Source organism: Chryseobacterium sp. MHB01 (assembly GCF_034651565.1).
GTDB lineage: Bacteria > Bacteroidota > Bacteroidia > Flavobacteriales > Weeksellaceae > Chryseobacterium > Chryseobacterium nepalense.
Map to the genome: position 1 here is coordinate 472107 of NZ_JAYEDA010000001.1, position 22557 is coordinate 494663.

Below are 22557 nucleotides of genomic sequence, written 5' to 3' on the forward strand. Positions count from 1 at the left end.
GGCGTAAGTGTCTTGATTGTGATTGTTATATTTATTTGCATTGGGTACGAGCGTGACGCTCGCACCAGCGGGGGATTATCAGCCAACTCAACTTTTTAATAATCCTTTGTTATTTACATAATTGCTTGTTGAAGAGTAGATGTAATGTTGTGCTTTTTCCACAATACCTGCCCTTATTGGATTTAGATGTATATAGTTCAGCTTATCCCACATAGAATGTAGAGTGTATATTTCTTCTGCATGATTTCCATATTGCCAAAACTGATAGTTTTTATTCCTGCTATGGTTTTCTTTAGCTTTTTTAAATAAATCTAGCATCCACTGCCTTCTGCTTTCAGGCTCTGTTTGTATAGCTTCTAAAATATTTTTGCTCGTGAATTTTTTAAAATCTCTTATGAGATCTGATAATTTGCCTTCTTTCGATTGTACAATTAAATGAATGTGATTGCTCATGATAACATAACCATACAATATCATTCCTTTTTCTTTTAAACAATAATCTAAAGAGGAAACTACGATATCTTTGTAAACTTTTCTTGTAAAAATATCTATCCAATCTACTACTGTAAAAGTAATAAAGTGTGGTTTTTCCTGATCTTTTATCGTATAGCCTTCTTTCATTATTATTGTTTTTAAATTTTGTGCAAAGTCGGGAGACTTTCAGAAACGTGATAAATTTAAGAAAACTTATTTAGGCATGAAATTGCTCAAAGTCAGGAGACTTTGCGCAGCGGGTGTACGAGCGTGATGCTAGCACCAGCAGGAGATGGGTAGCTTTTCTGAAAACAAAGCTCCGAAGTCGGGAGACTTCGGAAAGCTGTGGGTCAGCTACTCGTAGTGATACTTAAAGAGGTCATCGTAATATTGTATAGTCGACAAATAATTTAACATAAAAAAATAATTCAAACGTATTTAGATTTATTTTATATTTTAGTAAAGAATTATAAAATAATATTCATGATGAAAAAATTATTATTACTTTCAGCATTTATAGTTGCTGGACTTATTAGTGCTAAAGAAAACACTTCTAACAAGTTAGAGTCTAAACAAGAAAAACAGCAAACTTTTGCACTTACTCGTTATTTGGTAACTCTCAAAACCGTTTGCGGAACTACTTATCAAACCGTGTATGATTCTGAATTTGATTCAAGTGATTGCCTTTACAATGAGTGGGAAATGTATAACAATCAGGATTGTGGACATTCCAGCTATGAAAATCCAATGACGTAATAGAAAATAATAGGTTGTTAATACAGCCTATTTAATTATGATATTTTGAGTACTTATGAAACTACTTTTTAGAATTTTTGCATTATTGCTTTGCATTTGCTATGCAAAAGGTCAAGAAAAAAAAGATTATTCAGAAATCGAAGTAAAGTATAAATATACTTTTGTACAAGACACTTTGGATAAATCATCCACAATTAATGAGCCTATGGTATTACTGACTAATGGAAAAAAATCTATTTACTATAGTGAAAATTATAAAGCTGCCGTGGATGGTTTTGGAAAAAAACTGGAAGAAGCAATGAAGACTGGAAATATTGTTGATCCCGGCTCTCTTCCGAAATCTAAAGTCAAGCATAATGTATATAAGGATGAAAGTAAAACTTATATATCAAACTATTTAGGTAGAAATTATTATACTTATGAAAGCCCCGATAAATTAGATTGGAAAGTTGATAATAAAAGTACTTCTACTATCGGTGGCTATAAATGCAATAAAGCAGTTGTAAATGTAGGAGGAAAAAAGTTTATAGCTTGGTTTACTTATGATATTCCAATAAGTGACGGGCCATACAAATTTAGAGGACTTCCTGGATTAATATTAAAGATCAATGAGGTCAATAATTATATAGGTTTTGAACTTATATCAATAAATAAAACGAGTTTACCCATTGAGCAAAAAAAAGGCTTAATTGTATCTAAAGATCAGTTTATAACAAAGAGAAAAGAATATATGAATGATCCGTATCAAGGTAAAATTAATAACCCTGAGTATAGAAAAATGATTGAAGACAATAAAAGGAAATATAATAATTCTTTAGAATAAAAGTAAAAACACTCCGCTGCGCAAAGTCTCCCGACTTTGTGCGAACTATTATTCATCTAATTAGTCAATACTTATTCTGACAGTTACAATCAAATTGAATAACTTTAAAACAGATAAGTATTGACTAATTCACTTAAGCCTTCCTAAACTTCTTCTTTTTCTTCCACGGCGCATTCTTCTGAACATCACCTGCCATGATACAACCGTAAGGCATCACTTCATCCAAAACTTCACACAATCCGTACTCTTCGATCTGTGCCCGTACATTTTTTGCACTTTTATAAGCAGTCGGAAGTTCTGAAATATCAATATCATTCGTAAAGAAACGGACATCCAGCCCCTGGGTTTCTTCTGCAAAAACTTCTTCAATCGTTTTATGGGCCAGCGATTTTTTATGCTGGGTTCTGCTGAAGTTTCTTCCTGCTCCGTGCGGTGCAAAACCGAGATTTCTTTCGTTCGTTGTTCCCTGTACAATAAGAACGGGCTCCGCCATATTCAGAGGGATAAGTCTCGGTCCGGTAATATCCGGCAGGAATTTATCATCCAGCGGTGTTGCTCCTTTGGCATGGTAGAATAAATCTCCGTCTTTGAAAACAAAATTATGTTCATTCCAGTAACGGTTTTGTTTTTCAGTTTTCATTTTGTTTAACACTGCATCATGGATAGAAATATGGTTTTCTTTGGTCCACTGCCTGATCAGCTGTAAAGCTTCCCAATATTGTTTTCCTTCTTCAGTTTCATAAGGAATCCAGGCATTTTCTCTTAATGTTTCCGGAGAGATTTCCATCCTGAATTTGTTGGCTACTTTCATTCCTTTGTCATATAACGCTGCACCCGGAGCTCTCGATCCGTGGTGGGTCACCAACATTGTATTTCCGGTATTTTTTGAAACCCCTACGAAAAGAAAATGGTTTCCGTCTCCCTGCGTTCCCATGTGCGAACGGGCAATGCTGATGAGTTTTTCATCATTCAAAAAATGATTTTCCCTGAAAGCCTCCATTAGCTCCTGAGACATTGGCATTTGCTCACCTCTCGGTCTTCCTCCGTATCCGAAATGAGTAACCGAATGCGCAACATCCAGCACTTCTTTAGGATCTGCCTTCCCAAAATCCGTCAGCATCACAGAACAGCAGATATCGGCACTATGAAATCCAGGATGAATTGCGTTTTTTGCCACTACCACACCTCCGACAGGAATATGTCCTTCAGGTCCTGTAGGACAGGCATCCGGCATGACTGCTCCGTGAAGGAGAGTCGGCGTTTTCATTAAAACCTTCATGGTACTGATTACTTTTTCCATATTATCGTTTTCGCTTTCGTGTTCCGCTCTGATATTAATCACAAAATCTTTTGCCGTTGCGTGAAGCGGAATAGGTTCAGGCTGTTTAAACTGTTCCAGATATATTTTGATTTGATTTTCGTCTAAACTATTTTCATTAATGAATTCGATTGCTTCTTTAAACCATTTTGCAGGTCGGTATCCTAATTCAATTAAATGGGTTCCGTTAAATTCCATGTTTTTATCTTTTTGTTGATGCAAAGTAAGAACTGAAGTGTGCAATGTTTTTGCGCAGATGAAATTATTTTGATTATTTTTGAGAAAATTAAATGAAATGTTATTTGAACAATTAGAAACATCGCCGGAGAAAATCCAGTTTAAAGAAGTTATTGCCTTTATTGATGAGCATTATGATTTCACGCCTACGAAATTTATCAACGGAAATACAGTGAATGAAGCCGGACAAAGTAACGGATCTTGCAAGATCTTCAGCTTTGCTCAATTGAATGATCTTTCAAAAGAAGAAACGCTGAGTCTTTTCGGAGAATTCTACAGAGAAGATGTCCTGAAAAATCCTAACGGAGCTGATCATCAGAATATCAGAAATTTTATGGAATCCGGCTGGGAAGGAATTTCTTTTGAGGAAAAGGCTTTGGTGAGAAAATAATTTTTAGTTCACTGCAAGGAACACCATGACCAAGCAATCCCGGGAATTTCCTTGAGCCTGAAAATTGTCATTCTGATGAAAAGAAATTGAAGAGTCTCTTTTTACTGTTAAAAGTAAGTGTAAGTATTTCTTCTTCCGCGTGAGGGATACGAAGGGCCCGACTGGAAGGAGGGGTTTCGGCTCGGGGCTTCGCCCCGAGCCGAAACCGAAACGAAGTGAAGCCCGAAGCAGCCCGGCCCGAATGGATAGGAATTCTGCCAAGGCAGAGGGACACGCCCAAATAAAATATAAACAATGTCATCCAACAAAAACGCCCTGATCCGCTACAAAACGCTGGATAAATGCCTGAAAAACAAGTACCGGAAATACACACTGGAAGATCTTATTGAAGAATGTTCTGATGCACTATTTGAGTACGAAGGCAAAGAATCTTTCGTAAGCAAACGCACGGTGCAGCTCGACCTGCAGAATATGCGCAGTGAAAAATTCGGGTATGAAGCTCCGATTGAAGTGTATGATAGAAAATATTACCGTTATAGCAATCCTGATTACAGTATTCACAATATTTCCGTCAATGAAAGTGACCTGAAGGCAATGAATAATGCAGTACAGATTCTGAAGCAGTTCAAAGATTTTTCCATGTTCAAAGAAATGAACGGGGTCATCCAGAAACTGGAAGATTCCATCCATGCAACCATCCATAAATCGATTATTCATCTCGATAAAAATGAACAGCTGAAGGGCCTGGAACATATTGATGTGCTTTATGAAAGCATTGTAAGTAAAAAAGTACTTCGTATTCGGTATAAAAGTTTTACGGCGCGTGAGGCGAATATTTTTACGGTTCATCCGCAACTGTTAAAAGAATATAATAACCGCTGGTTCCTGATCTGTGTTTACAAAGGCAAAATGTATAACCTTGCTCTGGACCGCATGGAACATATTGAACAGGAAGAAAAAGCAGAATATATAGACAAAAATCTTGATGGTGATGAATATTTCAAGGATATTATAGGTGTAACCATTTCCGGGACAATGAAACCACGACAAGTGATTTTCTTTGTAGATGCATCCAACGCACCTTATGTAAAAACCAAACCATTTCATAAAAGTCAGGAAATTATAAGCGAAACAGAAGAAGGAACAGTGTTTAAAATTTGTGTACAGATCAATTATGAACTGGAACGATTGTTATTAGGTTTCGGAGACTGCCTGATCGTTCATCAGCCGAAAAAACTGAGAATAAGGATGCAGGAAAAATTCAGGTCGGGATTTAGTAATTATAAGAACCTGAATGCAGAAGATGAAGACTGAAATAAAACATCTATGGCGTGGAAATTGTATTACCCAAAATACTAAAATAATAATATGAAATCAAGAATATTAAAAGCTGTGGTAGCAGTGGTAGCACCTTTGGTGATAGAATTTATTATTAAAAAAATAGCCGAAAAGTTCGATGAAAAGCCGGCAGAAGATAAAAAACAGGTTCCCGTACAAAACTGGGAGTAGTTAGTTTAATATTGTGAAAAAAGAGGCGTTAATAAAAACAGCCTCTTTTTTTTATATAAAATCATAAACTCCGTTTTTCCAGCCTAAGACTTTAGAAGAATCTGCTTTGAGCCAGTTTTTGAGTACCGTAGCATAGACTTTCCTGAAATCTTCGGAATAAATGAGATCACCTTCATTGAGCTTCGTAAGATCGGGCAGCGGATTTAGTACACCTTTTTTCTTTAGTCCGCCACTTATAAAAAACATCTGGTTAGCGGTTCCATGATCAGTTCCTTTACTGGCATTTTGGGAAACCCGTCTGCCGAATTCCGAAAATGTCATCAGTAAAATATTATCAAAAAGGCCGTTGCTTTTCATATCTGCTACGAAAGATTTAACGGCTTCATTAATATCATTAAAAAGTTTCTGCTGTCTTTCATTTTGATTCACATGCGTATCAAAACTTCCGATGGAAAGGTAATAAACCCGTGTGTTGATATCGGATTTAATTAAAGAAGCAACGGTTTTAAAATCTTTTCCCAACTGAGAATTGGGATACGTTTCATTGGTTTTCTTAGCCTTACTTTTTTCAAAAATATATCCGGCATTGTTGATGGTTGAACCCAGGGTCTGATAAAGGTAGGAAACCGTTTCATCGTCGTGATGATGGTCATAAAGCGATTTGAAATATTTTTCCTGGCTGGTTTGGTACAGTCTTTTGGGATCTTTAAATGCAAAAGCTTTATTTTTTTCACCTTTTAAAGCAAGGCTCAGCATATCGTCAACCTCCAGAGCCTGGGTAGGATGTTCGCAACGGTAGCATTCTTCGTCGAGAAATCTTCCGAGCCAGCCGGTTTCCAGGTATTCATCACTTTTACTGGCCGAATGCCAGATATCCATACTCCTGAAATGGGATTTATCAGGATTGGGGTATCCAACATTGTTCATCACGGAAAGTTCACCGTTGTCATGCAGTTCTTTGAAATACGAAAGGGCAGGGTTAATCCCTGTTTCATCATTCAGAGTCAAAGAATTATTAATGGCAATATTGCTTCTTTCTTTAAAATAAATATCATTTCGCACCGGAATAATCGTATTGAGCCCATCATTACCTCCAGTAAACTGCAGAACGATCAGGATTTTCTGGTTGGGTTCCAGTGCTTCATCGAACGTCATGGCTTTCAGGAAATTCGGCATTAATAATGAAGCGGTTGCCAGGGAACTTATTTTCAGGAATTCTCTTCTTTTGATTAACATAACATTAGGTTTTAAATTGAAAAAATGTGGGCTGCAGATGTCATTACATCAATTGATATTCAGGAGTGCACATCAGATTAATAACATTCATCTTAATGCTGTTGTCAGAAAAGTTTTTCACGGAATTCATGTCTAAAGATTTTGTGTTTTGAATCAGGTATTCTGTAGGGTTTTTGCCGCTGAAAACTTTTTCTACACGATCCCAGTCGATGGTAATATTAGGATTTTTAAAAGATTTGTTTAAAATATTTTCCGGAGATTTCATTCCCATGTCAATATCATCATCCGGCCGCGGAGTATATTCTAAGGGCCGTAATCCGGACCAGATCTGCGGAATCTGAAGTCTCAGCATTAGGGTAGAGCTGTCGATCCAGGATTTTCCGTTTGGCCAGCCGGCAACATTCGGAGGGTAAAGCAACATTTGTCCCAATAGTTTCTGGTATACAATCAGGTTTTCAGGATTCTGAATATTCATCGGCAGTGTACGCATAATTCCGGCTATAAGCTCTATCGGTGATTTTATTCTGTTACCGATATTTTTTTGTTCATAAAACCAGGAACTTGAGAATATTTCAATCATCAGTTTCCGGATATCATAACCGGATTTGTAAAAATGATCTGCAAGCTGGTCAACAATTACTTTATCTTCAGTTTCATTGACGAAGAAACGGTAAATCTTTGCGGTGATAAATCTGGAAGTTGCTTTTTGTTCAAGAATGATATTTAACACATCATTTCCTGTAAAGTTTCCGGTTTGGCCTAAAAATGTTTTGGAGCCTTCATCATGAAGTTTTTTTCGTTCCTGAAAGTTTCCTTCTTTATCATAACCCCAGCCTGTAAAAGCTCTTGCACCTTCCCGGATGTCTTTTTCAGAATAATTTCCTCTTCCCATCGTGAAAAGTTCCATCACTTCCCGCGCAAAGTTTTCGTTGGGATGATCTTTTTTATTTTGTTGATTATTAAGAAAACTCAGCATCGCCGGTGATTTGCTTACTTCAAACAGCAGTTCCCTGAAACTTCCGAGAGCATTTTTCCGGATAACATTAAGAATTTGACGGTTGAATTTCGGGTTTTGTACTCTTGAAGCGAAATGTCCGTGCCAGAAGAATGCCATTTTTTCCCTGAGCTGTTCGTTACCGGTTACCATTTTATACAGAAAGTTAAGATTAAGCTCTTCATTCTGCCGGCGGTTGATCTTTTGTATTTCTTTTCTCTTTTCCGCAGGAGATTTGTCATTCATATAATCCAGCGTGTCCGTATCCGGAGTATCATAATTGATATAAGTAAAAGCTTCTTCCTTCAGCAGCTCATCAAGAAAAGTTTTAGAGCTTTTACTGTTAAGATCTTCAAACTGGTTAATCCCGGCGCCAAAGCCTGCTCGCCAAAGAAGGTGTTTATTTCGGATAACTGACTCGAGTGCCATAGCTGTATTTTATATTTTGGATGGTATTAAGATGGTAATGTTAAATAAAATAACGGTTAACAATTGTTAATATTACAGCTATAGAAATTCTTGCCCATAACAATTAAACAGGCATTTAATTTTAATTAAATTTAATACATTGAATATCATTATTTTGTGATCTCCGTTCTTTGTGAATTGTTGAAAACACCGTGGTTGGCACGATTTTTATAGTTTTCACAGTAGTAAAATTAAAAATCAGAGTTATGAAAATGTTAAAACACGCAATTTTATTTGCCGGAATTTTTACTGCTGGAGCATTAAGTGCACAAAGTGCGCAGATGAATAATATGATTAAAGTAGGAGCAAATGTAGGTTTAGCAGTTCCGTCTGATAACACTTCAATGGCTGTAGGTGTTGATGTAGCCTATCAGAATCTGGTAACGCCAGGATTCGGATTGGGTATTGCTACTGGATATACTCATTATTTTGGAAAAGATAATAACGGATACAGTAATAATGATGTAGGTGTTGTTCCTGTGGCTGCCTTATTGAGAATTTATCCAAAACAAACAGGTTTTTATTTTGGAACAGATTTAGGATATGGCTTCCTTGTTGGAAATGATAAGGTAGCATCCAATACAACCCTGGACAGGCCAAGTGGTGGTTTTTACCTAAAACCTGAGATTGGTTATCACAATCAGGACTGGAACTTCTTTGTGCAGTACCAAAAGGTATTTGTGGGAAGCAAAGGAGATTTGCCGGGTCAGGACTACAATGTGGGTAACATTGGGGTAGGATTTTCCTACAATATTCCTTTAGGAAAATAGTTAGATTTAAATATAAGCAATTATTAGCCAAACCTTTTCGAGTTTTTGAGAAGGTTTTTTATTTCTAACGAAAATTTACGAAAAGTATTATTATATTTGATAAAATTTGAGGTTATGATTTTGAATCCGAAATTTCCGCTTTACTTACCAGGAGTAAAAAATGCTGGCAATGATAACATTTCTATCATTGGCGCAAACCTTCGTGAAGATATTACAACTTTAGGCTATTTTATTTCCGCAAACGAAGGCCTTGAACTTAAAATCCAGAATATATATCCTACCAAAGAATATGCTTCATTTGGAGATATTTTAAGGAAATTCATTCAGGATAATCAACTTGAGAACGTTAAAAGACTCAGTCTGGCAGTTCCCGGACCTGTGCTTAACGGCAAAAGTAATCCGATACGATTGGGATGGAATCTAGATATTGAAGAGCTTAAAAGAGATTTTAATTTCGAGAGAGCAGATATGCTTAATGACCAGGAAGCTTCTGCCTACGGGATGGGACTTCTGGAAGATTCTGATCTTGATCCCATCTATACCAGCGGAAATCTCGAAAAAGGGAATGTTGCCATTCTTGCTCCCGGAAACGGACTTGGGGAAGCGGGGTATTTCTTTGACGGAAAGTATATAAGACCGTTTGCAACGGAAGGAGGTCACTCAGAATTCTCTCCAAGAACAAATGTTGAGGTAGAATTCTACCAGTTTCTGAACAATATTTATGGAATTGTAAGCTGGGAAAATGTCTTGTCTAAAACAGGATTATTCAATATTTACCGTTTTTTAAGAGATGTAAAAAGACATCCTGAGCCGGAATGGCTGGCTGAAAGACTGTCAGAAGGAAATTTCGTACAGGAACTTTATAAAGCTGCCGTGGAAGATGATGTACTGATCTGTAAAATCGCTTTAGATACCTTTATAGAGTTTCTCGCAAGAGAGGCAAATAACCTTACCTTAAAACTGAAAGCAACGGGAGGATTACTGATTTCAGGGGATATTCCTCAGGAAATCAGGTCTTATATTGATAAAGATAAGTTCTACGAAAAATTCAAGATCAGTGATAAAATGGAAGAAATGCTGAGAAATATTCCAATTTATCTTAATAAAAACGAAAATACAGCTTTGAATGGCGCAGCGCTATACACCGCTTATTATCAAGACTAACTTTAAGCTCCGGATTTCCGGAGTTTTTTTATTTATAAAAATTATTGCATTAATTGATATACATCAATGAAATCTATCATTTACGTTGATTACATTTGCACCAGTAAATAATAAACAAGCAAAAAATTTTTATCAAAATGAAAAAAATATTTTTATTAGCAGTATTAGCAAGTGGCCTAGCTTTCGGACAGGCAAAAAAAGTAGTAAGCTCTGATGTTCAGTGGTGGGGGTATAAGATCGCAAAATCTGAAGCAAGCTCTCACAACGGAACGGTAAAGGTGAAATCAGGCGATATGATTATGAAAGGAAATCAATTGGTTGGTGGTACTTTCGTTTTAGATATGACTTCTATCAACGCGACAGATCTTTCCGGTGAATATCAGCAAAAACTAAACGGACACCTTAAAAACGGTGATTTCTTTGAAGTTGAAAAATATCCTACTGCGACTTTCAAAATCACGGGTGTGAAGAAAAACAATGATAAAGTATACAATTCCTTAGTAACAGGTAATTTAACGGTAAAAGGAAAAACCAACGCAATTTCTTTCCCTGCAAAGATTACTTATGCTAACGGAGTAGTAAGCTTAATGTCAAACAAATTCTCAATTGACAGACAAAAATTTGATGTTGCTTACAAATCTACCATGCAGGATGTGCTTGTGAAAGATGATATGGATTTGCAGGTAAAAGTAACAGCAAAATAATTTAATCAAAAAAAGATTGTTAAAAGTGTAGAAGTTCTACACTTTTTTTTATTTTTGTTGAATTGTAAATAAAAAAGAATGAAAAGATTACTATTGTTTGCTATGATGTGTGTATGCATGTCATTTGTTTTCGGTCAGAAGAAAGGAGATAAAGTGGTAAAAGTAACATCGTCTGAGATCAGATGGTGGGGATATAAAGTGGTGAAAACGGTTCCTACAACACATTCGGGGACTGTTAAGCTGAAAAGCGGAAAGTTTACTTTTGACAAAACCGTTCTTATCGATGGAGAATTCGTGGTTGATATGAAATCGATTATGGCAGGTGATGTTTCAAGCCAGGATGAAGATATGGTAAAACTTACGAATGATCTTAAAAGTTCAAATTTCTTTGATGTTAAAAAATTTCCGTTAGCGAAATTCCACTTAACGAAGATTATTCCATTGGCAAACAGCGAATTCAACTCTACGGTTTACGGAGATGTTACGATAAAAGGCGTTAGAAAAACCATCACTTTCCCTGCAAATGTTTACATTACACAGTTCACTGTGGTGATAGAGTCTGCAAAATTTTCCTTAAACAGAAGAGATTTTAAAGTATTCTACCAATCTTCCCTTAAAGATTATTTCATTAAAAACGAAATGGATATTCAGTTTAAGATTTCTACTGAGAAATTGGATAATGAAAACAGAACTCCTGTAAAAAAGAAATAATAATTAGATTAAATTATATTAAATAGAGTGGCTTCATTTGAAGTCACTTTTTTAGTATTTAGTGTTATTTGCTGAATACCACTCTTGTTTTTTTAAAAAGTGATTTATATTATTTTTAATAACTTAAGATTTTGTTGATTTTGTTCTGAATGTATTTTAATTTAATCCAAGTATATCTGATTTTTTTGGATTATTTTTTTTGATTTCCCAATGTATTGTTACATATTTGCTATTGATAACATCAAAATAATTATATTAAAATTACACGATCATGAAAATTAAAATTATTCTTTTATTCTTATTTACAATTAAATTTACTATTAATAATGCACAGGTTGGTATTAATACAACAAATCCAAAAGGAGTTTTAGATATTACTTCTGCAAATTCTGCAGTGGTCCTTCCGAGACTTGCAGATCCTGTATCGGTTATTACTCCGGTTGCAGGGATGATATTATATGATTCTACCAACAAAGCAATAAGATATTTTGACGGTAGTACATGGAACACGGTAATATACAGTACGCAGCTCACGAAACCTAATGAAGGAGTGGTGAAAATTAATGCTGGTGGATCTAGTGGTGGCGTAAAACCAAGTTGGAGCAATACTCCGGCTAATACCACACGACAGGTTACGTATTCGTTGCCTTTAGTATATGCTTCTTCTCCTACAACAAGCTGGCCGGAAAACTCTACCGTTAGCGACATTAAGATCTATAACGGAGGTAGATTTATAGAAAATGAAGTTTTAGGGCAGGTGCATCAATGGAGAGTTATTGTCAATTACACCAAAAGCTCAAATATATTAAGTCAGGATATAAAATTCATTTTACGAAATCCTTCTTCAAGTTTCAGGCTTGAAGTAAGTGGTGTTATTCCATCAGGTAAAACGAGTGGTATTCTTGTATACAATTTTACGTCAATTGCAGACCAGGCAAGCCTTCCAAGTCCTTTCGGTACAGGTAACGGGTATATATTAGAATGGGTAGCCTCTGATGATATTACAACCTTAAATATTGATAGTGTAACAAGAATTTCTAATCATAAAGATTAATTTTTATATAATATAAAAATCATGTCTTGATGCTTTTTTATATTTTAGTACTATGAAAATATATGTAGTAAGCGGTCTTGGCGCAGATTTTAAAGTACTTGAAAAAATACAGTTCCCAAAAAACCATGAAGTTGTTTTTATCGACTGGCTGATTCCGGACCAGAATGAAGAATTCTTACATTATGTACAGAGAATGGCAGAGAAAATTGATGACTCGGAGCCATTTTACCTCTTGGGATATTCCTTTGGCGGAATTCTGGTTCAGGAAATAAATAAGCTGAAGCCTGCGAAAAAAGTAGTTATTTTGGGGAGTATCAGGTCAGATAAGGAAAAATCAGTTTTAATTAAAACCGGGCAGGTTACCAGAATCCCGAAGCTTTTACCTGTAAGGTTTTTCAACGAAAAGACAACGAATATCTATTCTATGTTCAGAAAGTTTTTTGATCCTAAAAATCCAAGAATTTTACAATATTTTCAGGTGAGAGATCCTTATTATCTGAAATGGTCTATTGAAAAAATATCCGACTGGAAATTTGAAGAAAACCCGGATGTCATACAAATTCTCGGAGATAAAGACATCGTCTTCCCGATTAAAAACTGCAGACCGGATTATATTATTAAAGGAGGAACTCATTTGTTTCCCGCAACAAAATCAAAAGAAGTTTCCGGAATATTAAAGGGGGTGTTTGATTAAATTTTGCATTTAAAATTATTTTTATGTTATTTTTTTTAGGGGTTGTGAGGTTTTTTTAATTGTTTTTAAAAATTTATGTTTATTTTTGAAGGGGTAAAACATAAATTGTTATGACAGTTGGTTTAAAATGGATCGTTTCATTCTGTATCATTACTCTTGTTGCTGTAGGCGGACTGTTCTGGAGTCCTATTTCAGACTTTCCGAATACCGGAGAATTTCTTGGTGAAGAAAATATTGTAGGGGCCGATGTCGCATGGATTCTTGCAGCTGCAGGACTTGTCTTGCTGATGACTCCCGGACTTTCGTTCTTTTATGGAGGAATGGTCGGTAAAAAAAATGTAATTTCTACGATGCTTCAGAGCTTTATCGCATTGGGAGTGATTTCTATTCTGTGGGTGGTTATTGGTTTTTCCTTATCTTTCGGAGATTCCATTGGCTTTACTTTAAATGGGGAACACTACGGAATTATCGGTAATCCGCTGAGCTATCCTTTCTTCAGTAGAGTAGGGGTTCTTCCTCATAAATATATGGCATCTACCATCCCGTTTATCTTGTTTGCCTTATTTCAGATGAAATTTGCCGTAATTACACCTGCTTTGATTACAGGATCTTTTGCGGAAAGGGTTCGTTTTATCTCTTATCTTTTATTCATGGTGCTTTTTAGCATCTTTATCTATACTCCGCTTTGTCATATGGTTTGGCATCCGGACGGGCTTCTCAATAAATATTTTGGTGTAAAAGACTTTGCAGGAGGAACAGTTGTTCATATGAGTGCGGGATTTGCAGCATTGGCCGGTGCTTTGGTAGTGGGAAACAGAAAAAGGCCGCATCATGAGCCTTCCAATATTTCCTATGTGATCCTGGGAACGGGAATGCTTTGGTTTGGATGGTTCGGATTTAATGCTGGTTCGGCACTTAGTGCCAATGCCACTGCGGCAACAGCATTCGGGACTACAACAATTGCCTCTGCTTCTGCGATGATGACCTGGATTTTCTTCGACCGCATTAACAAAAGAAAAGTTTCTGCTTTAGGGGCATGTATCGGTGCAGTGGTCGGTCTGGTGGCAATTACTCCCGGATGTGGTTTTGTTTCGGTTTCGGAAAGTTTATTTATAGGATTTATTTCGGCAATTGTTTCTAATCTGATGATGAACTGGAAAGCGCTGAAAAAAATAGACGACACACTGGATGTATTTGCCTGTCATGGTGTCGGTGGAATTATGGGAATGATTCTTACCGCAATTTTTGCTCATGGTGAAAATGCCAGTCTTCTTCATGGCGGTCTGGAAGTTTTTGCACATCACATGGCGGCACTGCTTCTGGTTTCAGTATTTACGTTTTTCGGATCATTACTTTTATATAAAATTACAAACAGCATTATTACACTGAGGGTTTCGGAGGAATCTGAAGATCTCGGATTAGATATTTCCCAGCACGAAGAAAGCCTGTGTTAGGAGTTTTAAACAGTGAATTGTCATCTTAAATAGTGAATGATTCCGGTAAATTTAAAATTAACGGCAAAGCAAATTGACCATTCACTATTGACATAAAAAGAATCTACTAGTGTTCATATAGTTTTAATTAGAAAGCCGGAGCTGATTTTTCATCTCCGGCTTTTGCATTTGGATTTATCATGTATCTTTGTGATAAAGAAAAAGGAGAATTTCTATATGGAATCAATATCGGTTTTTGAAATTATAAAAGTGGGAATTGGGCCGTCCAGTTCACATACAATGGGACCCTGGAATGCGGCCTCTGCATTCATCAGAATTATAAAAAGAGAAAGATCAATTGCGGAAGTGAAAGAAGTTTTTCTTGAATTTTTCGGTTCCCTTGCCAAAACGGGGATCGGACACGGAACTGATATTGCAGGGATGCTGGGATTAAATGGTGAAGATTTTAAAACCATTGATACCACAAAAATTGATGAAAAAATAGAACAAATTAAAAGTTCGCAAAAACTCAACCTCGGTGGTGAAAAAGAAATTCCTTTTATTTACGGGCATCATCTGGTATTAAATATGAAACAGTCGCTCGATTATCATCCGAATGGAATGATTTTTAAAGCCATTTTCGAGGACGGAACTGAATTAGCGCAGGATTTTTATTCTGTAGGAGGAGGTTTTATTATGAGCCAGGAGAAAAAATCTATTGAAAAACATTGTATCCGTACCTTATATCCTTGCCATAAATCTTCGGATATTGTAAAATATTGTGAGAAACTTGGCCTTACCAGAATTTCAGATCTTATTTTAATGAATGAAGAAAGCTGGAGGTCCCAGGAAGAAACGAAAAAAGAAGCATTGTATATCTGGCAGCAGATCAAAGAATGTATTTATAAAGGTGTGAATAAGGAAGGTATTCTTCCAGGCGGACTTAATGTTTCGCGTCGGGCTGCCGGAATTAACCGCAAGCTGCTGGGAGATAAAATCTATAAAAATAAAGACGAATGGTTTCAGCAGGTGGTAGATGCGGAAGAAAATTTCACCAACATCAATAAATGGATTTCATGTTTTGCATTGGCGGTAAATGAAGAAAATGCAAGCTTCGGAAGAATCATTACGGCACCAACGAACGGGGCCAGTGGTGTAATTCCCGCGGTTTTAATGTATGCTCAGGCTTTTACACCTTTCACGAGTGAAGATGATATCATCCGGTTTTTGCTGGTGGCAGGAGAAATCGGTACTTTATTTAAGAAAAATGCGACTATTTCTGCTGCAATGGGAGGCTGTCAGGCAGAAGTTGGGGTTTCCTCGGCAATGGCAGCGGCAGGACTTACCGAAATTCTCGGTGGCAGTGTAGGGCAGGTTCTGATGGCTGCGGAAATCGCTATGGAACATCACTTGGGAATGACCTGCGACCCGATTAAAGGATTGGTGCAGATTCCATGTATTGAAAGAAATACGATGGGCGCGATAAAGGCAATTACCGCAGCCAATATCGCCCTGGAAAGTGATCCGGCGAAAGCAAAGGTAAGTTTAGACCAAGTTATTCAAACCATGTGGGAAACTGCCCTTTCTATGAACGACCGTTTTAAGGAAACTTCCGAAGGTGGTTTGGCAATAGCTGTAAATGTAGCGGAATGTTAGGATTAGTTTAATTTATAAAGAATAAAATCCTCGGAATGAAATATTTCTGAGGATTTTCAATTAATATTGTAATGTCAGAGTTACAATACAAATAGGAACCTATAGGTTACCAATCAATTTCACAGGTATATCTTTATACTGCAATATCGCTTTAAATCTAATTTGTAGAAAAAGATCAGTCAAAGTTGTTTTAATTAAAATTATTTATCTAAAATTCCCCTGATTTTGTTGGCATTTGAAATCAGTTCTCCCAGGTAATCATAATTTTCTTTTTCTAAAGCCGATTTAAATTTTCGCAGCTGCGAGATATGCTCATTAAGGACATCAAGAACATTTTCTTTATTTTGCCGAAAGATCGGGACCCACATTTCAGGGTGTGATTTTGCGAGTCGGACCGTACTGGAAAATCCCGAACTTGCCAGCTGGAAAATCGTTTCTTCCTCACGTTCTTTTTCCAGAACAGTATTAGCAAGTGCGTAGGAAGTGATATGAGAAATATGTGAAATATAAGCCGTGTGAACATCATGGTCTTTCGCATCCATATAGATCAAATGCATATCAAGGCTTTCCACAATTTTTTCTACGGTTTTCAGGGCGTCTTCAGAAGATTCTTCCTTATTGCAGATGACTCCCGCTTTTCCGGCAAAACTTTCTGAAACAGCAGATTTCGGACCGCTGTTTTCCGTTCCCCACATCGGGTGAAAGGCAACAAATCTTGATCTTTTGGGATGGTTTTTTACAGCTTGTACAATTCCGGCTTTGGTAGACCCGGTATCCATGACAGTCTGGTTTTCAGAAATAATATCGAGAATTTTTGGAAGAAGTTTCCTTGCAGAATCCACCGGAATCGCAAGAATGATGAGATCTGCATTTCTGATTCCGTTTTCAAGATCAGCGTGGGCATCAATAATATGTAATTTCAATGCTTCATCCAGGTGGTTACTGCTGTTGTCAATTCCACAGATAAAGTCTGCTATTCCTTTTGATTTTAGTTTTAAGGCAATTGATCCGCCGATGAGACCTACTCCTACAATACTTATTTTCATCTTTTAAATTTTTTAAAATAAAAAACCCCGTCAAAGGACGAGGTTATATTTATCTATATAAGAAATCCTTATCCCAAAGCTGAGCTAAAAATTCCGTAATAATATGTTCCGATGTTTGTAATCACAAGGCAAAGGTAACAATTTTTTTAATTGAAATTAAAAAAGTGAATGGTGAATTTTACTTCGTAGTCAATTGTCAATTTATATGATGACAGCAAACTGATTGACAATGAGCCTTAACTGCTTTTTATATTCACCATTCACTTTTACTAAGGATTGCTGATGATCAACGTGGAAGGAATATCCGAAAGCCAGAGACTTTTACTGTCAATCAGATTTTTCCAGCTTTTATTACTGATCAGCATCAGGTCCTGAGAAGTGAGAAATTCTTTTTCAATTTTCTTCTCGTTATATAAAGTGATGTGATTGGGGGCTACCTGTTCAATACTTCTGATGAGTTCTTTTACTTCGATATTGCTCCGGATCTGTCCGGCAACATCAAGGATGATAATCTGGGAATTGTTATTGTTGATGAGCCTTTTGGCATATTCAAGGAGATAAAAATCACTGAGATTAAATATCGGAACGAATACTTTATCTGCAGCGCTGAAATTTTTATCCACCATAATACCTACGGGAATATTGGTTTTATCTAAGATCTGAAGGGTAAAATCGTCAAAAGGAGATGTGTTGAAGATGTTGCCTTTCCCTTTTACGGTATTAAGCAGCTTTTCAGGGTTAATGATCTTGGTAGTAAAACCTAAAAGCCTTCCCAATAAACTTCCCTCATACATTGATTTTCCCAACATAATGAGCAGGAGATCATAATTTCCTTTGTTTGAAATGTGGGTAAGATCACTTTCAATGTCTGTAGAAGCTTTGAAAAGTGTAGTGATTTTCAGGCTGAGTTCCTGTGAGGTATCAATCACATTTCTGAATTGTTCGTTTTCATATTCATTAATATCGTAAGCATGCATTTCGTTTACTGGAGCAATATTCATAGCGGTAATGCTTTTATTGGCATTCATTTTTTTTGTGAAATCATGCGCGAGCTTGAGGAGGGTACTACCGGATTCAGGATTATCAAAAGAGAGTAAAACTCTATACTGGGCATCATCATCTGCTTTATTTTCATCATTTCCTTTTTTAGATTTGAAAATAAAATTGATAAAATCCAGTGCAGGCCCCGTCATAAAAGTGGTAAATAAGGCCATAATCACCATCATGGCAAAAATTTCTGGACTTAAAACGCCAAGATCATATCCTATATTCAGGACAATTAATTCCATAAGGCCTCTCGTATTCATTAATGCTCCGATGGTTAGACTTTCTTTCCAGTTGATACCTAAAAATTTAGCCGTTAAAGTGCTGCCCGCAAATTTTCCTACAACAGCGGTTAGGATAATAAATCCTGCTGTAATCCAGAGGTGCCCGTCATTTAAAAGTCCTATCTGTGTACGAAGTCCGGTGAAAACGAAGAATAACGGAAGCAAAAGCACGAGGGCCACATCTTCTATTTTTTCGATAAACATGGTTCGGAATTTAGTATTTTCAGGCATGATTGCACCAGCCATAAAAGCTCCGAACAATGCATGAATACCAATAACTTCAGTGGTATATGCTGAAAGAATTAAGGTTAAAAAAAAGATAGCGACCATCGGTTTGTTGATCGTATTTTTCCCAGCCTGAAGATCTCCGATTCTTTTTAAAAAAGGCCTCACGATTTTTATCATAATAAATACGTAGGCGATTGCCATTAAAATTACATAAATCGAACTGGCGAAAGATCCTGCTTTTACAATCGCAATTACTGCTGCCAGGATACACCAAGCTGTAATATCATCTGCTGCTGCACAGGTAATCACCACAGTTCCGAGCTTGGTTTTCTGAAGATTTCTTTCCTGAACGATCCTGGCTAGTACCGGAAATGCAGTAATACTCATGGCAATTGCAATAAATAGGGCAAATGAGGTAAACTGAATTCCATCAGGAGCAAATTCCCGGTAAATAAAATAAGACAGTCCTACTCCCAGCGCAAAAGGAATAATAATACTGGCATGACTGATCACTACGGCATCATGAGCTTTTTTTCTCAATACGCTTAGATCCAGTTCCATACCTACGATATACATGAAAAGGATCAGCCCGATCTGGCTTAAAAACTGTAGATTTCCTAAGGATTCTTTAGGGAAAAGGAATGCGGAAAATTCGGGGAAATACATTCCTACAAGGGAGGGGCCTAAAACGATTCCTGCAATCATTTCACCGATTACGGACGGTTGCTTGATCTTGATGCAGATCCATCCGAAAAGCCTTGCGACAAGAATGATGGTAACGATCTGTGCCAATAACAGGGCTAACGGATGATGGAGGTTTTCGAGAAAAGATTCGGTGAAACTTTCCCACATGGTAGAGCCTGTATTTTTGGACTGGGCTATATTTTCTCCGATTTCCAGTGTTTTTCCTTCAACAAAAAACCAGTACATCAGCATCGAAAAGAATGCAATAGTGCTTACGTAAAAAATAATGTTCCTATATTTTCCCAAATTCATAATCTCCTTATTTTAAAACACAAATTTCTTAAGAATATAGTGATGATGTGTTATGTTTTTTTTTAAATGTAATCAATGTTTCAAATAATGTAATGAAACCTTATCTGAAAGAATATCCCAGCCCGAGGCCTGTTTTCCACGCACCGTTCTGTGTTGCTGTTTTTGTATTATAATATAGGGGAACCTGCAGAGCAAACTTTTTATAGACGATGGTCAATCCGGCTCCAAGTGTAGGCATTAAGGCACTGTTTTTCGTTCCTTCCGACTTATCTTCTTTAATTCTGAGCGATGGAAGCATTCCAATCAATATTTTAATATCTTTATTTTTAAAACTGATATTTGGGCCTGTAAAATTAATAAATGCTCCATGGTCTACATAGCCTGCAGTAACGATTCCGTCAAAAAATCCGGCTTTTATTCCGTAATTTTTTTCCTGAGAAAAACAGAATCCGGATACAATGATTGCTGCAGCATAAAAAATTTTTTTCATATGATAAATTTAATCAGCTGCAAAAGTACATCGGGGAAGCGTTTTAAATAATACAGATGTAATGAAGAGAGTAACTTCTGTAATGAAATCTGTAATCTTTGAATTTTATTTTCCGAATCTATCCAGAAGGGCGTGCTTATAAGCTTCACCAATCTGCAGTTTTAAAAAACTGTCGTTTTCGGGAATAGTAGTAATAATTTCGTTGTTGGAAAAAACTTTAATGAAAGAAAGTGCGATAATTTCTTTCTTATTAACCTGTGCGAAATCCTTTGCAGGAAGCATCTCCAGAAGGTTTTTATAGTTAAGGTTTTTCAGTACGATCGTTGTTCCGTCTCTGAGTGTAATGTCCTTGTCGCGACTGTCGATTTCCGAGGTCCTGATGTAGGCAATCTGATTGGTAAAGATGATGGTTTTGCCGATATTGGTATTCCATTCGATGAAATCTTTTTTATACGTATTTTGTACAAGTTTCCCAGCTTTTTCGAACGCCTGCGCGAGTCTTTCTCTTTTGATAGGCTTTCGCACATAATCCACAACATTCAGGTCAAAGGCTTCTGCTGCATACTCTTTGTAGGCTGTGGTAAAAATAATTTTTTTTGAATCCGGAATGTGTTCTGCTACCTGAAGACCATTCATTCCCGGCATTTCGATATCCAAAATACAGACATTACAATCAATATTTTCTATTTCATTTAAAAAGAGGTTAGGATCATTAAATGCCTTTACCACTTCTACGTTTTCAATCTGCTCACAAAGAAGTTTAAGATAGCTGATGGCTAATAATTCATCATCAAGAATAACGCATTTTATCATAAAATTCTCCTAAATTGATAGTTAATTCTGCTGTGAAGATCCCGTTTTTTGATTGTTTATGCAGACTGTAGAAATTGTTGTAAATCATTTTCAGGCGCTGATCCAGAGACTGGCTTCCGAATCCGCTTTTTTCTTTTTCCAGCGTATTTTTAAGCGAAGCTTTATTGCTTACCTTCATCGAAAAAATTCCATCCTGCAATTCTGTGTGTATGGCAATAAATGAATCCTGAGCCAAAAAATCCGTATGTTTAAAAGCATTTTCAATTAAATCTACTGAAATAAGCGGCGCAAAAACCTTTTCCTCATACAGATGATCCGCTGTGTCTATTCTAGATTTAATTCTAAAATCAAAAAGGGGATTTACCTTTATTTTATTAATCTCAATTAAGCTTAAAGCAAAATTTAATTCTTCTTTAGGGCTTACAAATTTGCTATTGCTTTCATATAAAATATAATCTAAAACATTTGCCAGTTTATCCAGCGACATATAGGTCTGATAAGCATGTGACTGTACGGAATTGAGTATATTTTTGAATAAATGAGGATTTAGCTTTGTCCCGATGTGCTCCAGCTGAACTTCATTCAGCCGTTGCTGAATCATTTTATTGGCTTCGCTCAGTTTCGCATTGTTAATCTTAAACTTCTGGTTTTGGCCAAACAGATAAATACTTACCGTTAAAAAAAAGAAAATAGCAAAAACCCCGATGAATATCAGATAATCATGAATCATGTAGTAATTGCCGTCCATTAAGTTTTATAAAAAAATTAGATATTTTTCCGATATATTTTCTCTGAAAGAGCCGCGTTTTATAGAATCATTTTTCACATGAATTTTTTCAAGGGATTCTATTGTAAATTCTTTTGAGAGCTTATCTTTTTGCACAAGCATTTTTACTTTAGGACACTTAAAAAGACAACTTACTAAAAAAGGAGTTGTTGTAAAGTATCCATTTTTATCGGTGTACAATCTTACCGGTTCAGAAAGTCCTTTAATAGTATACCTGAAATTATCTTTTACTCCTTTTTTTCGCAATTCTTTTCTTTTCGCAGGCAAAATGGTGTCAAATTTATCTCCTGCTTCTGTTATGGTGTCTTTATTGTTGATAACCAGAGCGATATAAGCATTTTCTACAGGTTCATTTTTATGATCATAAATATTTCCTTCGTAATGTAATACAGCCTCGCAGGAACTGAGTACCATTGCAGATAAAAAACAAAAAAATGCGGATAATCTGTTTCTTATTTTCATTCTTTTACATCAAAA

General features: G+C 36.3%; 23 protein-coding genes. 13 read left to right on the forward strand and 10 right to left on the reverse strand.

Translation table 11 applies throughout. The features are described 5' to 3' along the window. Nucleotides 1-87: 87 nt before the first annotated feature. Nucleotides 88-621 carry an REP-associated tyrosine transposase gene (locus U9K52_RS02240; protein ID WP_263603742.1) on the reverse strand — a complete coding sequence of 178 codons (534 nt, stop codon included), beginning with the start codon at nucleotides 619-621 and terminating at the stop codon, nucleotides 88-90. A gap of 336 nt (nucleotides 622-957) precedes the next feature. On the opposite strand from U9K52_RS02240, the gene U9K52_RS02245 reads away from it, so the two are divergent. Both U9K52_RS02245 and U9K52_RS02250 read left to right on the forward strand, forming a co-directional pair. After that, nucleotides 958-1230, forward strand: a complete 273-nt coding sequence (locus tag U9K52_RS02245; RefSeq protein WP_263603741.1) for a hypothetical protein — start codon at nucleotides 958-960, stop codon at nucleotides 1228-1230. A gap of 55 nt (nucleotides 1231-1285) precedes the next feature. After that, nucleotides 1286-2053: a GLPGLI family protein gene (locus tag U9K52_RS02250; RefSeq protein WP_322925020.1), complete on the forward strand. Its 768-nt coding sequence runs from the start codon at nucleotides 1286-1288 to the stop codon at nucleotides 2051-2053. A 133-nt stretch (nucleotides 2054-2186) separates the two neighbouring features. On the opposite strand, the gene U9K52_RS02255 is transcribed toward U9K52_RS02250, so the two are convergent. After that, nucleotides 2187-3569 carry an RtcB family protein gene (locus tag U9K52_RS02255; protein ID WP_263603739.1) on the reverse strand — a complete coding sequence of 461 codons (1383 nt, stop codon included), beginning with the start codon at nucleotides 3567-3569 and terminating at the stop codon, nucleotides 2187-2189. Nucleotides 3570-3666: 97 nt separating this feature from the next. Between U9K52_RS02255 and U9K52_RS02260 the strand changes: the two genes are divergently transcribed. The 3 genes from U9K52_RS02260 to U9K52_RS02270 all read left to right on the forward strand — a co-directional run bounded on the left by U9K52_RS02260 (nucleotide 3667) and on the right by U9K52_RS02270 (nucleotide 5508). Further along, nucleotides 3667-3999, forward strand: a complete 333-nt coding sequence (locus tag U9K52_RS02260; RefSeq protein WP_263603738.1) for a HopJ type III effector protein — start codon at nucleotides 3667-3669, stop codon at nucleotides 3997-3999. Nucleotides 4000-4293: 294 nt separating this feature from the next. Further along, the gene (locus U9K52_RS02265) at nucleotides 4294-5313 is read left to right on the forward strand and encodes a WYL domain-containing protein (RefSeq protein ID WP_322925024.1); all 1020 of its coding nucleotides are present in this window, start codon (nucleotides 4294-4296) and stop codon (nucleotides 5311-5313) included. A 54-nt stretch (nucleotides 5314-5367) separates the two neighbouring features. Then, nucleotides 5368-5508 (forward strand): hypothetical protein, encoded by a 141-nt coding sequence (locus tag U9K52_RS02270; RefSeq protein ID WP_263603736.1) that lies wholly within the window; start codon nucleotides 5368-5370, stop codon nucleotides 5506-5508. A 51-nt stretch (nucleotides 5509-5559) separates the two neighbouring features. On the opposite strand, the gene U9K52_RS02275 is transcribed toward U9K52_RS02270, so the two are convergent. Together U9K52_RS02275 and U9K52_RS02280 are read right to left on the reverse strand one after the other, a co-directional pair. Further along, on the reverse strand, nucleotides 5560-6744 hold the full coding sequence (locus U9K52_RS02275; protein WP_248391998.1) for a DUF1501 domain-containing protein: 1185 nt from the start codon (nucleotides 6742-6744) through the stop codon (nucleotides 5560-5562). Nucleotides 6745-6787: 43 nt separating this feature from the next. After that, complete coding sequence (locus U9K52_RS02280; RefSeq protein WP_322925027.1) at nucleotides 6788-8167, reverse strand: DUF1800 domain-containing protein; 1380 nt, start codon at nucleotides 8165-8167, stop codon at nucleotides 6788-6790. A gap of 245 nt (nucleotides 8168-8412) precedes the next feature. On the opposite strand from U9K52_RS02280, the gene U9K52_RS02285 reads away from it, so the two are divergent. From U9K52_RS02285 to U9K52_RS02320, 8 genes are all read left to right on the forward strand, one after another. Next, complete coding sequence (locus U9K52_RS02285) at nucleotides 8413-8976, forward strand: hypothetical protein (protein ID WP_322925028.1); 564 nt, start codon at nucleotides 8413-8415, stop codon at nucleotides 8974-8976. 114 nt (nucleotides 8977-9090) lie between these two features. Beyond that, complete coding sequence (locus U9K52_RS02290) at nucleotides 9091-10140, forward strand: glucokinase (protein WP_248392004.1); 1050 nt, start codon at nucleotides 9091-9093, stop codon at nucleotides 10138-10140. 137 nt (nucleotides 10141-10277) lie between these two features. Beyond that, entirely contained in the window at nucleotides 10278-10844 is a 567-nt protein-coding gene (locus U9K52_RS02295; RefSeq protein ID WP_322925032.1) for a YceI family protein, read from the forward strand. A gap of 78 nt (nucleotides 10845-10922) precedes the next feature. Then, on the forward strand, nucleotides 10923-11555 hold the full coding sequence (locus tag U9K52_RS02300; RefSeq protein WP_263603732.1) for a YceI family protein: 633 nt from the start codon (nucleotides 10923-10925) through the stop codon (nucleotides 11553-11555). A 271-nt stretch (nucleotides 11556-11826) separates the two neighbouring features. After that, nucleotides 11827-12609 carry a hypothetical protein gene (locus U9K52_RS02305; RefSeq protein WP_248392010.1) on the forward strand — a complete coding sequence of 261 codons (783 nt, stop codon included), beginning with the start codon at nucleotides 11827-11829 and terminating at the stop codon, nucleotides 12607-12609. Nucleotides 12610-12661: 52 nt separating this feature from the next. Further along, nucleotides 12662-13303 carry an alpha/beta hydrolase gene (locus U9K52_RS02310; RefSeq protein ID WP_322925036.1) on the forward strand — a complete coding sequence of 214 codons (642 nt, stop codon included), beginning with the start codon at nucleotides 12662-12664 and terminating at the stop codon, nucleotides 13301-13303. Nucleotides 13304-13413: 110 nt separating this feature from the next. Beyond that, nucleotides 13414-14757 carry an ammonium transporter gene (locus tag U9K52_RS02315; protein ID WP_248392014.1) on the forward strand — a complete coding sequence of 448 codons (1344 nt, stop codon included), beginning with the start codon at nucleotides 13414-13416 and terminating at the stop codon, nucleotides 14755-14757. A 216-nt stretch (nucleotides 14758-14973) separates the two neighbouring features. Continuing rightward, nucleotides 14974-16392, forward strand: a complete 1419-nt coding sequence (locus U9K52_RS02320) for an L-serine ammonia-lyase (RefSeq protein ID WP_322925040.1) — start codon at nucleotides 14974-14976, stop codon at nucleotides 16390-16392. Nucleotides 16393-16592: 200 nt separating this feature from the next. On the opposite strand, the gene U9K52_RS02325 is transcribed toward U9K52_RS02320, so the two are convergent. The 6 genes from U9K52_RS02325 to U9K52_RS02350 form a co-directional block, all read right to left on the reverse strand. Continuing rightward, nucleotides 16593-17438, reverse strand: coding sequence for a prephenate dehydrogenase (locus tag U9K52_RS02325; protein ID WP_322925041.1), 846 nt, complete (start codon nucleotides 17436-17438; stop codon nucleotides 16593-16595). A 269-nt stretch (nucleotides 17439-17707) separates the two neighbouring features. Then, nucleotides 17708-19984, reverse strand: a complete 2277-nt coding sequence (locus U9K52_RS02330) for a cation:proton antiporter (protein WP_323673775.1) — start codon at nucleotides 19982-19984, stop codon at nucleotides 17708-17710. Between the two features lie 106 nt (nucleotides 19985-20090). Beyond that, a complete protein-coding gene (locus U9K52_RS02335) occupies nucleotides 20091-20480 on the reverse strand; it encodes a hypothetical protein (RefSeq protein WP_322925045.1) in 390 nt (129 codons plus the stop codon). 105 nt (nucleotides 20481-20585) lie between these two features. Beyond that, nucleotides 20586-21293, reverse strand: coding sequence for a response regulator transcription factor (locus U9K52_RS02340; RefSeq protein WP_322925047.1), 708 nt, complete (start codon nucleotides 21291-21293; stop codon nucleotides 20586-20588). Beyond that, complete coding sequence (locus U9K52_RS02345; RefSeq protein ID WP_312176939.1) at nucleotides 21271-22041, reverse strand: histidine kinase; 771 nt, start codon at nucleotides 22039-22041, stop codon at nucleotides 21271-21273. The genes U9K52_RS02340 and U9K52_RS02345 overlap by 23 nt, the downstream gene beginning before the upstream one ends. Nucleotides 22042-22047: 6 nt before the next feature. After that, nucleotides 22048-22542: a hypothetical protein gene (locus U9K52_RS02350; protein WP_322925049.1), complete on the reverse strand. Its 495-nt coding sequence runs from the start codon at nucleotides 22540-22542 to the stop codon at nucleotides 22048-22050. Nucleotides 22543-22557 lie beyond the last annotated feature (15 nt).

Bases quoted from the DNA above. Each gene is read 5' to 3' on its own strand.
- U9K52_RS02240 (WP_263603742.1), bottom strand. From the start codon at position 621: ATGAAAGAAGGCTATACGATAAAAGATCAGGAAAAACCACACTTTATT.
- U9K52_RS02245 (WP_263603741.1), top strand. From the start codon at position 958: ATGATGAAAAAATTATTATTACTTTCAGCATTTATAGTTGCTGGACTT.
- U9K52_RS02250 (WP_322925020.1), top strand. From the start codon at position 1,286: ATGAAACTACTTTTTAGAATTTTTGCATTATTGCTTTGCATTTGCTAT.
- U9K52_RS02255 (WP_263603739.1), bottom strand. From the start codon at position 3,569: ATGGAATTTAACGGAACCCATTTAATTGAATTAGGATACCGACCTGCA.
- U9K52_RS02260 (WP_263603738.1), top strand. From the start codon at position 3,667: ATGTTATTTGAACAATTAGAAACATCGCCGGAGAAAATCCAGTTTAAA.
- U9K52_RS02265 (WP_322925024.1), top strand. From the start codon at position 4,294: ATGTCATCCAACAAAAACGCCCTGATCCGCTACAAAACGCTGGATAAA.
- U9K52_RS02270 (WP_263603736.1), top strand. From the start codon at position 5,368: ATGAAATCAAGAATATTAAAAGCTGTGGTAGCAGTGGTAGCACCTTTG.
- U9K52_RS02275 (WP_248391998.1), bottom strand. From the start codon at position 6,744: ATGTTAATCAAAAGAAGAGAATTCCTGAAAATAAGTTCCCTGGCAACC.
- U9K52_RS02280 (WP_322925027.1), bottom strand. From the start codon at position 8,167: ATGGCACTCGAGTCAGTTATCCGAAATAAACACCTTCTTTGGCGAGCA.
- U9K52_RS02285 (WP_322925028.1), top strand. From the start codon at position 8,413: ATGAAAATGTTAAAACACGCAATTTTATTTGCCGGAATTTTTACTGCT.
- U9K52_RS02290 (WP_248392004.1), top strand. From the start codon at position 9,091: ATGATTTTGAATCCGAAATTTCCGCTTTACTTACCAGGAGTAAAAAAT.
- U9K52_RS02295 (WP_322925032.1), top strand. From the start codon at position 10,278: ATGAAAAAAATATTTTTATTAGCAGTATTAGCAAGTGGCCTAGCTTTC.
- U9K52_RS02300 (WP_263603732.1), top strand. From the start codon at position 10,923: ATGAAAAGATTACTATTGTTTGCTATGATGTGTGTATGCATGTCATTT.
- U9K52_RS02305 (WP_248392010.1), top strand. From the start codon at position 11,827: ATGAAAATTAAAATTATTCTTTTATTCTTATTTACAATTAAATTTACT.
- U9K52_RS02310 (WP_322925036.1), top strand. From the start codon at position 12,662: ATGAAAATATATGTAGTAAGCGGTCTTGGCGCAGATTTTAAAGTACTT.
- U9K52_RS02315 (WP_248392014.1), top strand. From the start codon at position 13,414: ATGACAGTTGGTTTAAAATGGATCGTTTCATTCTGTATCATTACTCTT.
- U9K52_RS02320 (WP_322925040.1), top strand. From the start codon at position 14,974: ATGGAATCAATATCGGTTTTTGAAATTATAAAAGTGGGAATTGGGCCG.
- U9K52_RS02325 (WP_322925041.1), bottom strand. From the start codon at position 17,438: ATGAAAATAAGTATTGTAGGAGTAGGTCTCATCGGCGGATCAATTGCC.
- U9K52_RS02335 (WP_322925045.1), bottom strand. From the start codon at position 20,480: ATGAAAAAAATTTTTTATGCTGCAGCAATCATTGTATCCGGATTCTGT.
- U9K52_RS02340 (WP_322925047.1), bottom strand. From the start codon at position 21,293: ATGATAAAATGCGTTATTCTTGATGATGAATTATTAGCCATCAGCTAT.
- U9K52_RS02345 (WP_312176939.1), bottom strand. From the start codon at position 22,041: ATGGACGGCAATTACTACATGATTCATGATTATCTGATATTCATCGGG.
- U9K52_RS02350 (WP_322925049.1), bottom strand. From the start codon at position 22,542: ATGAAAATAAGAAACAGATTATCCGCATTTTTTTGTTTTTTATCTGCA.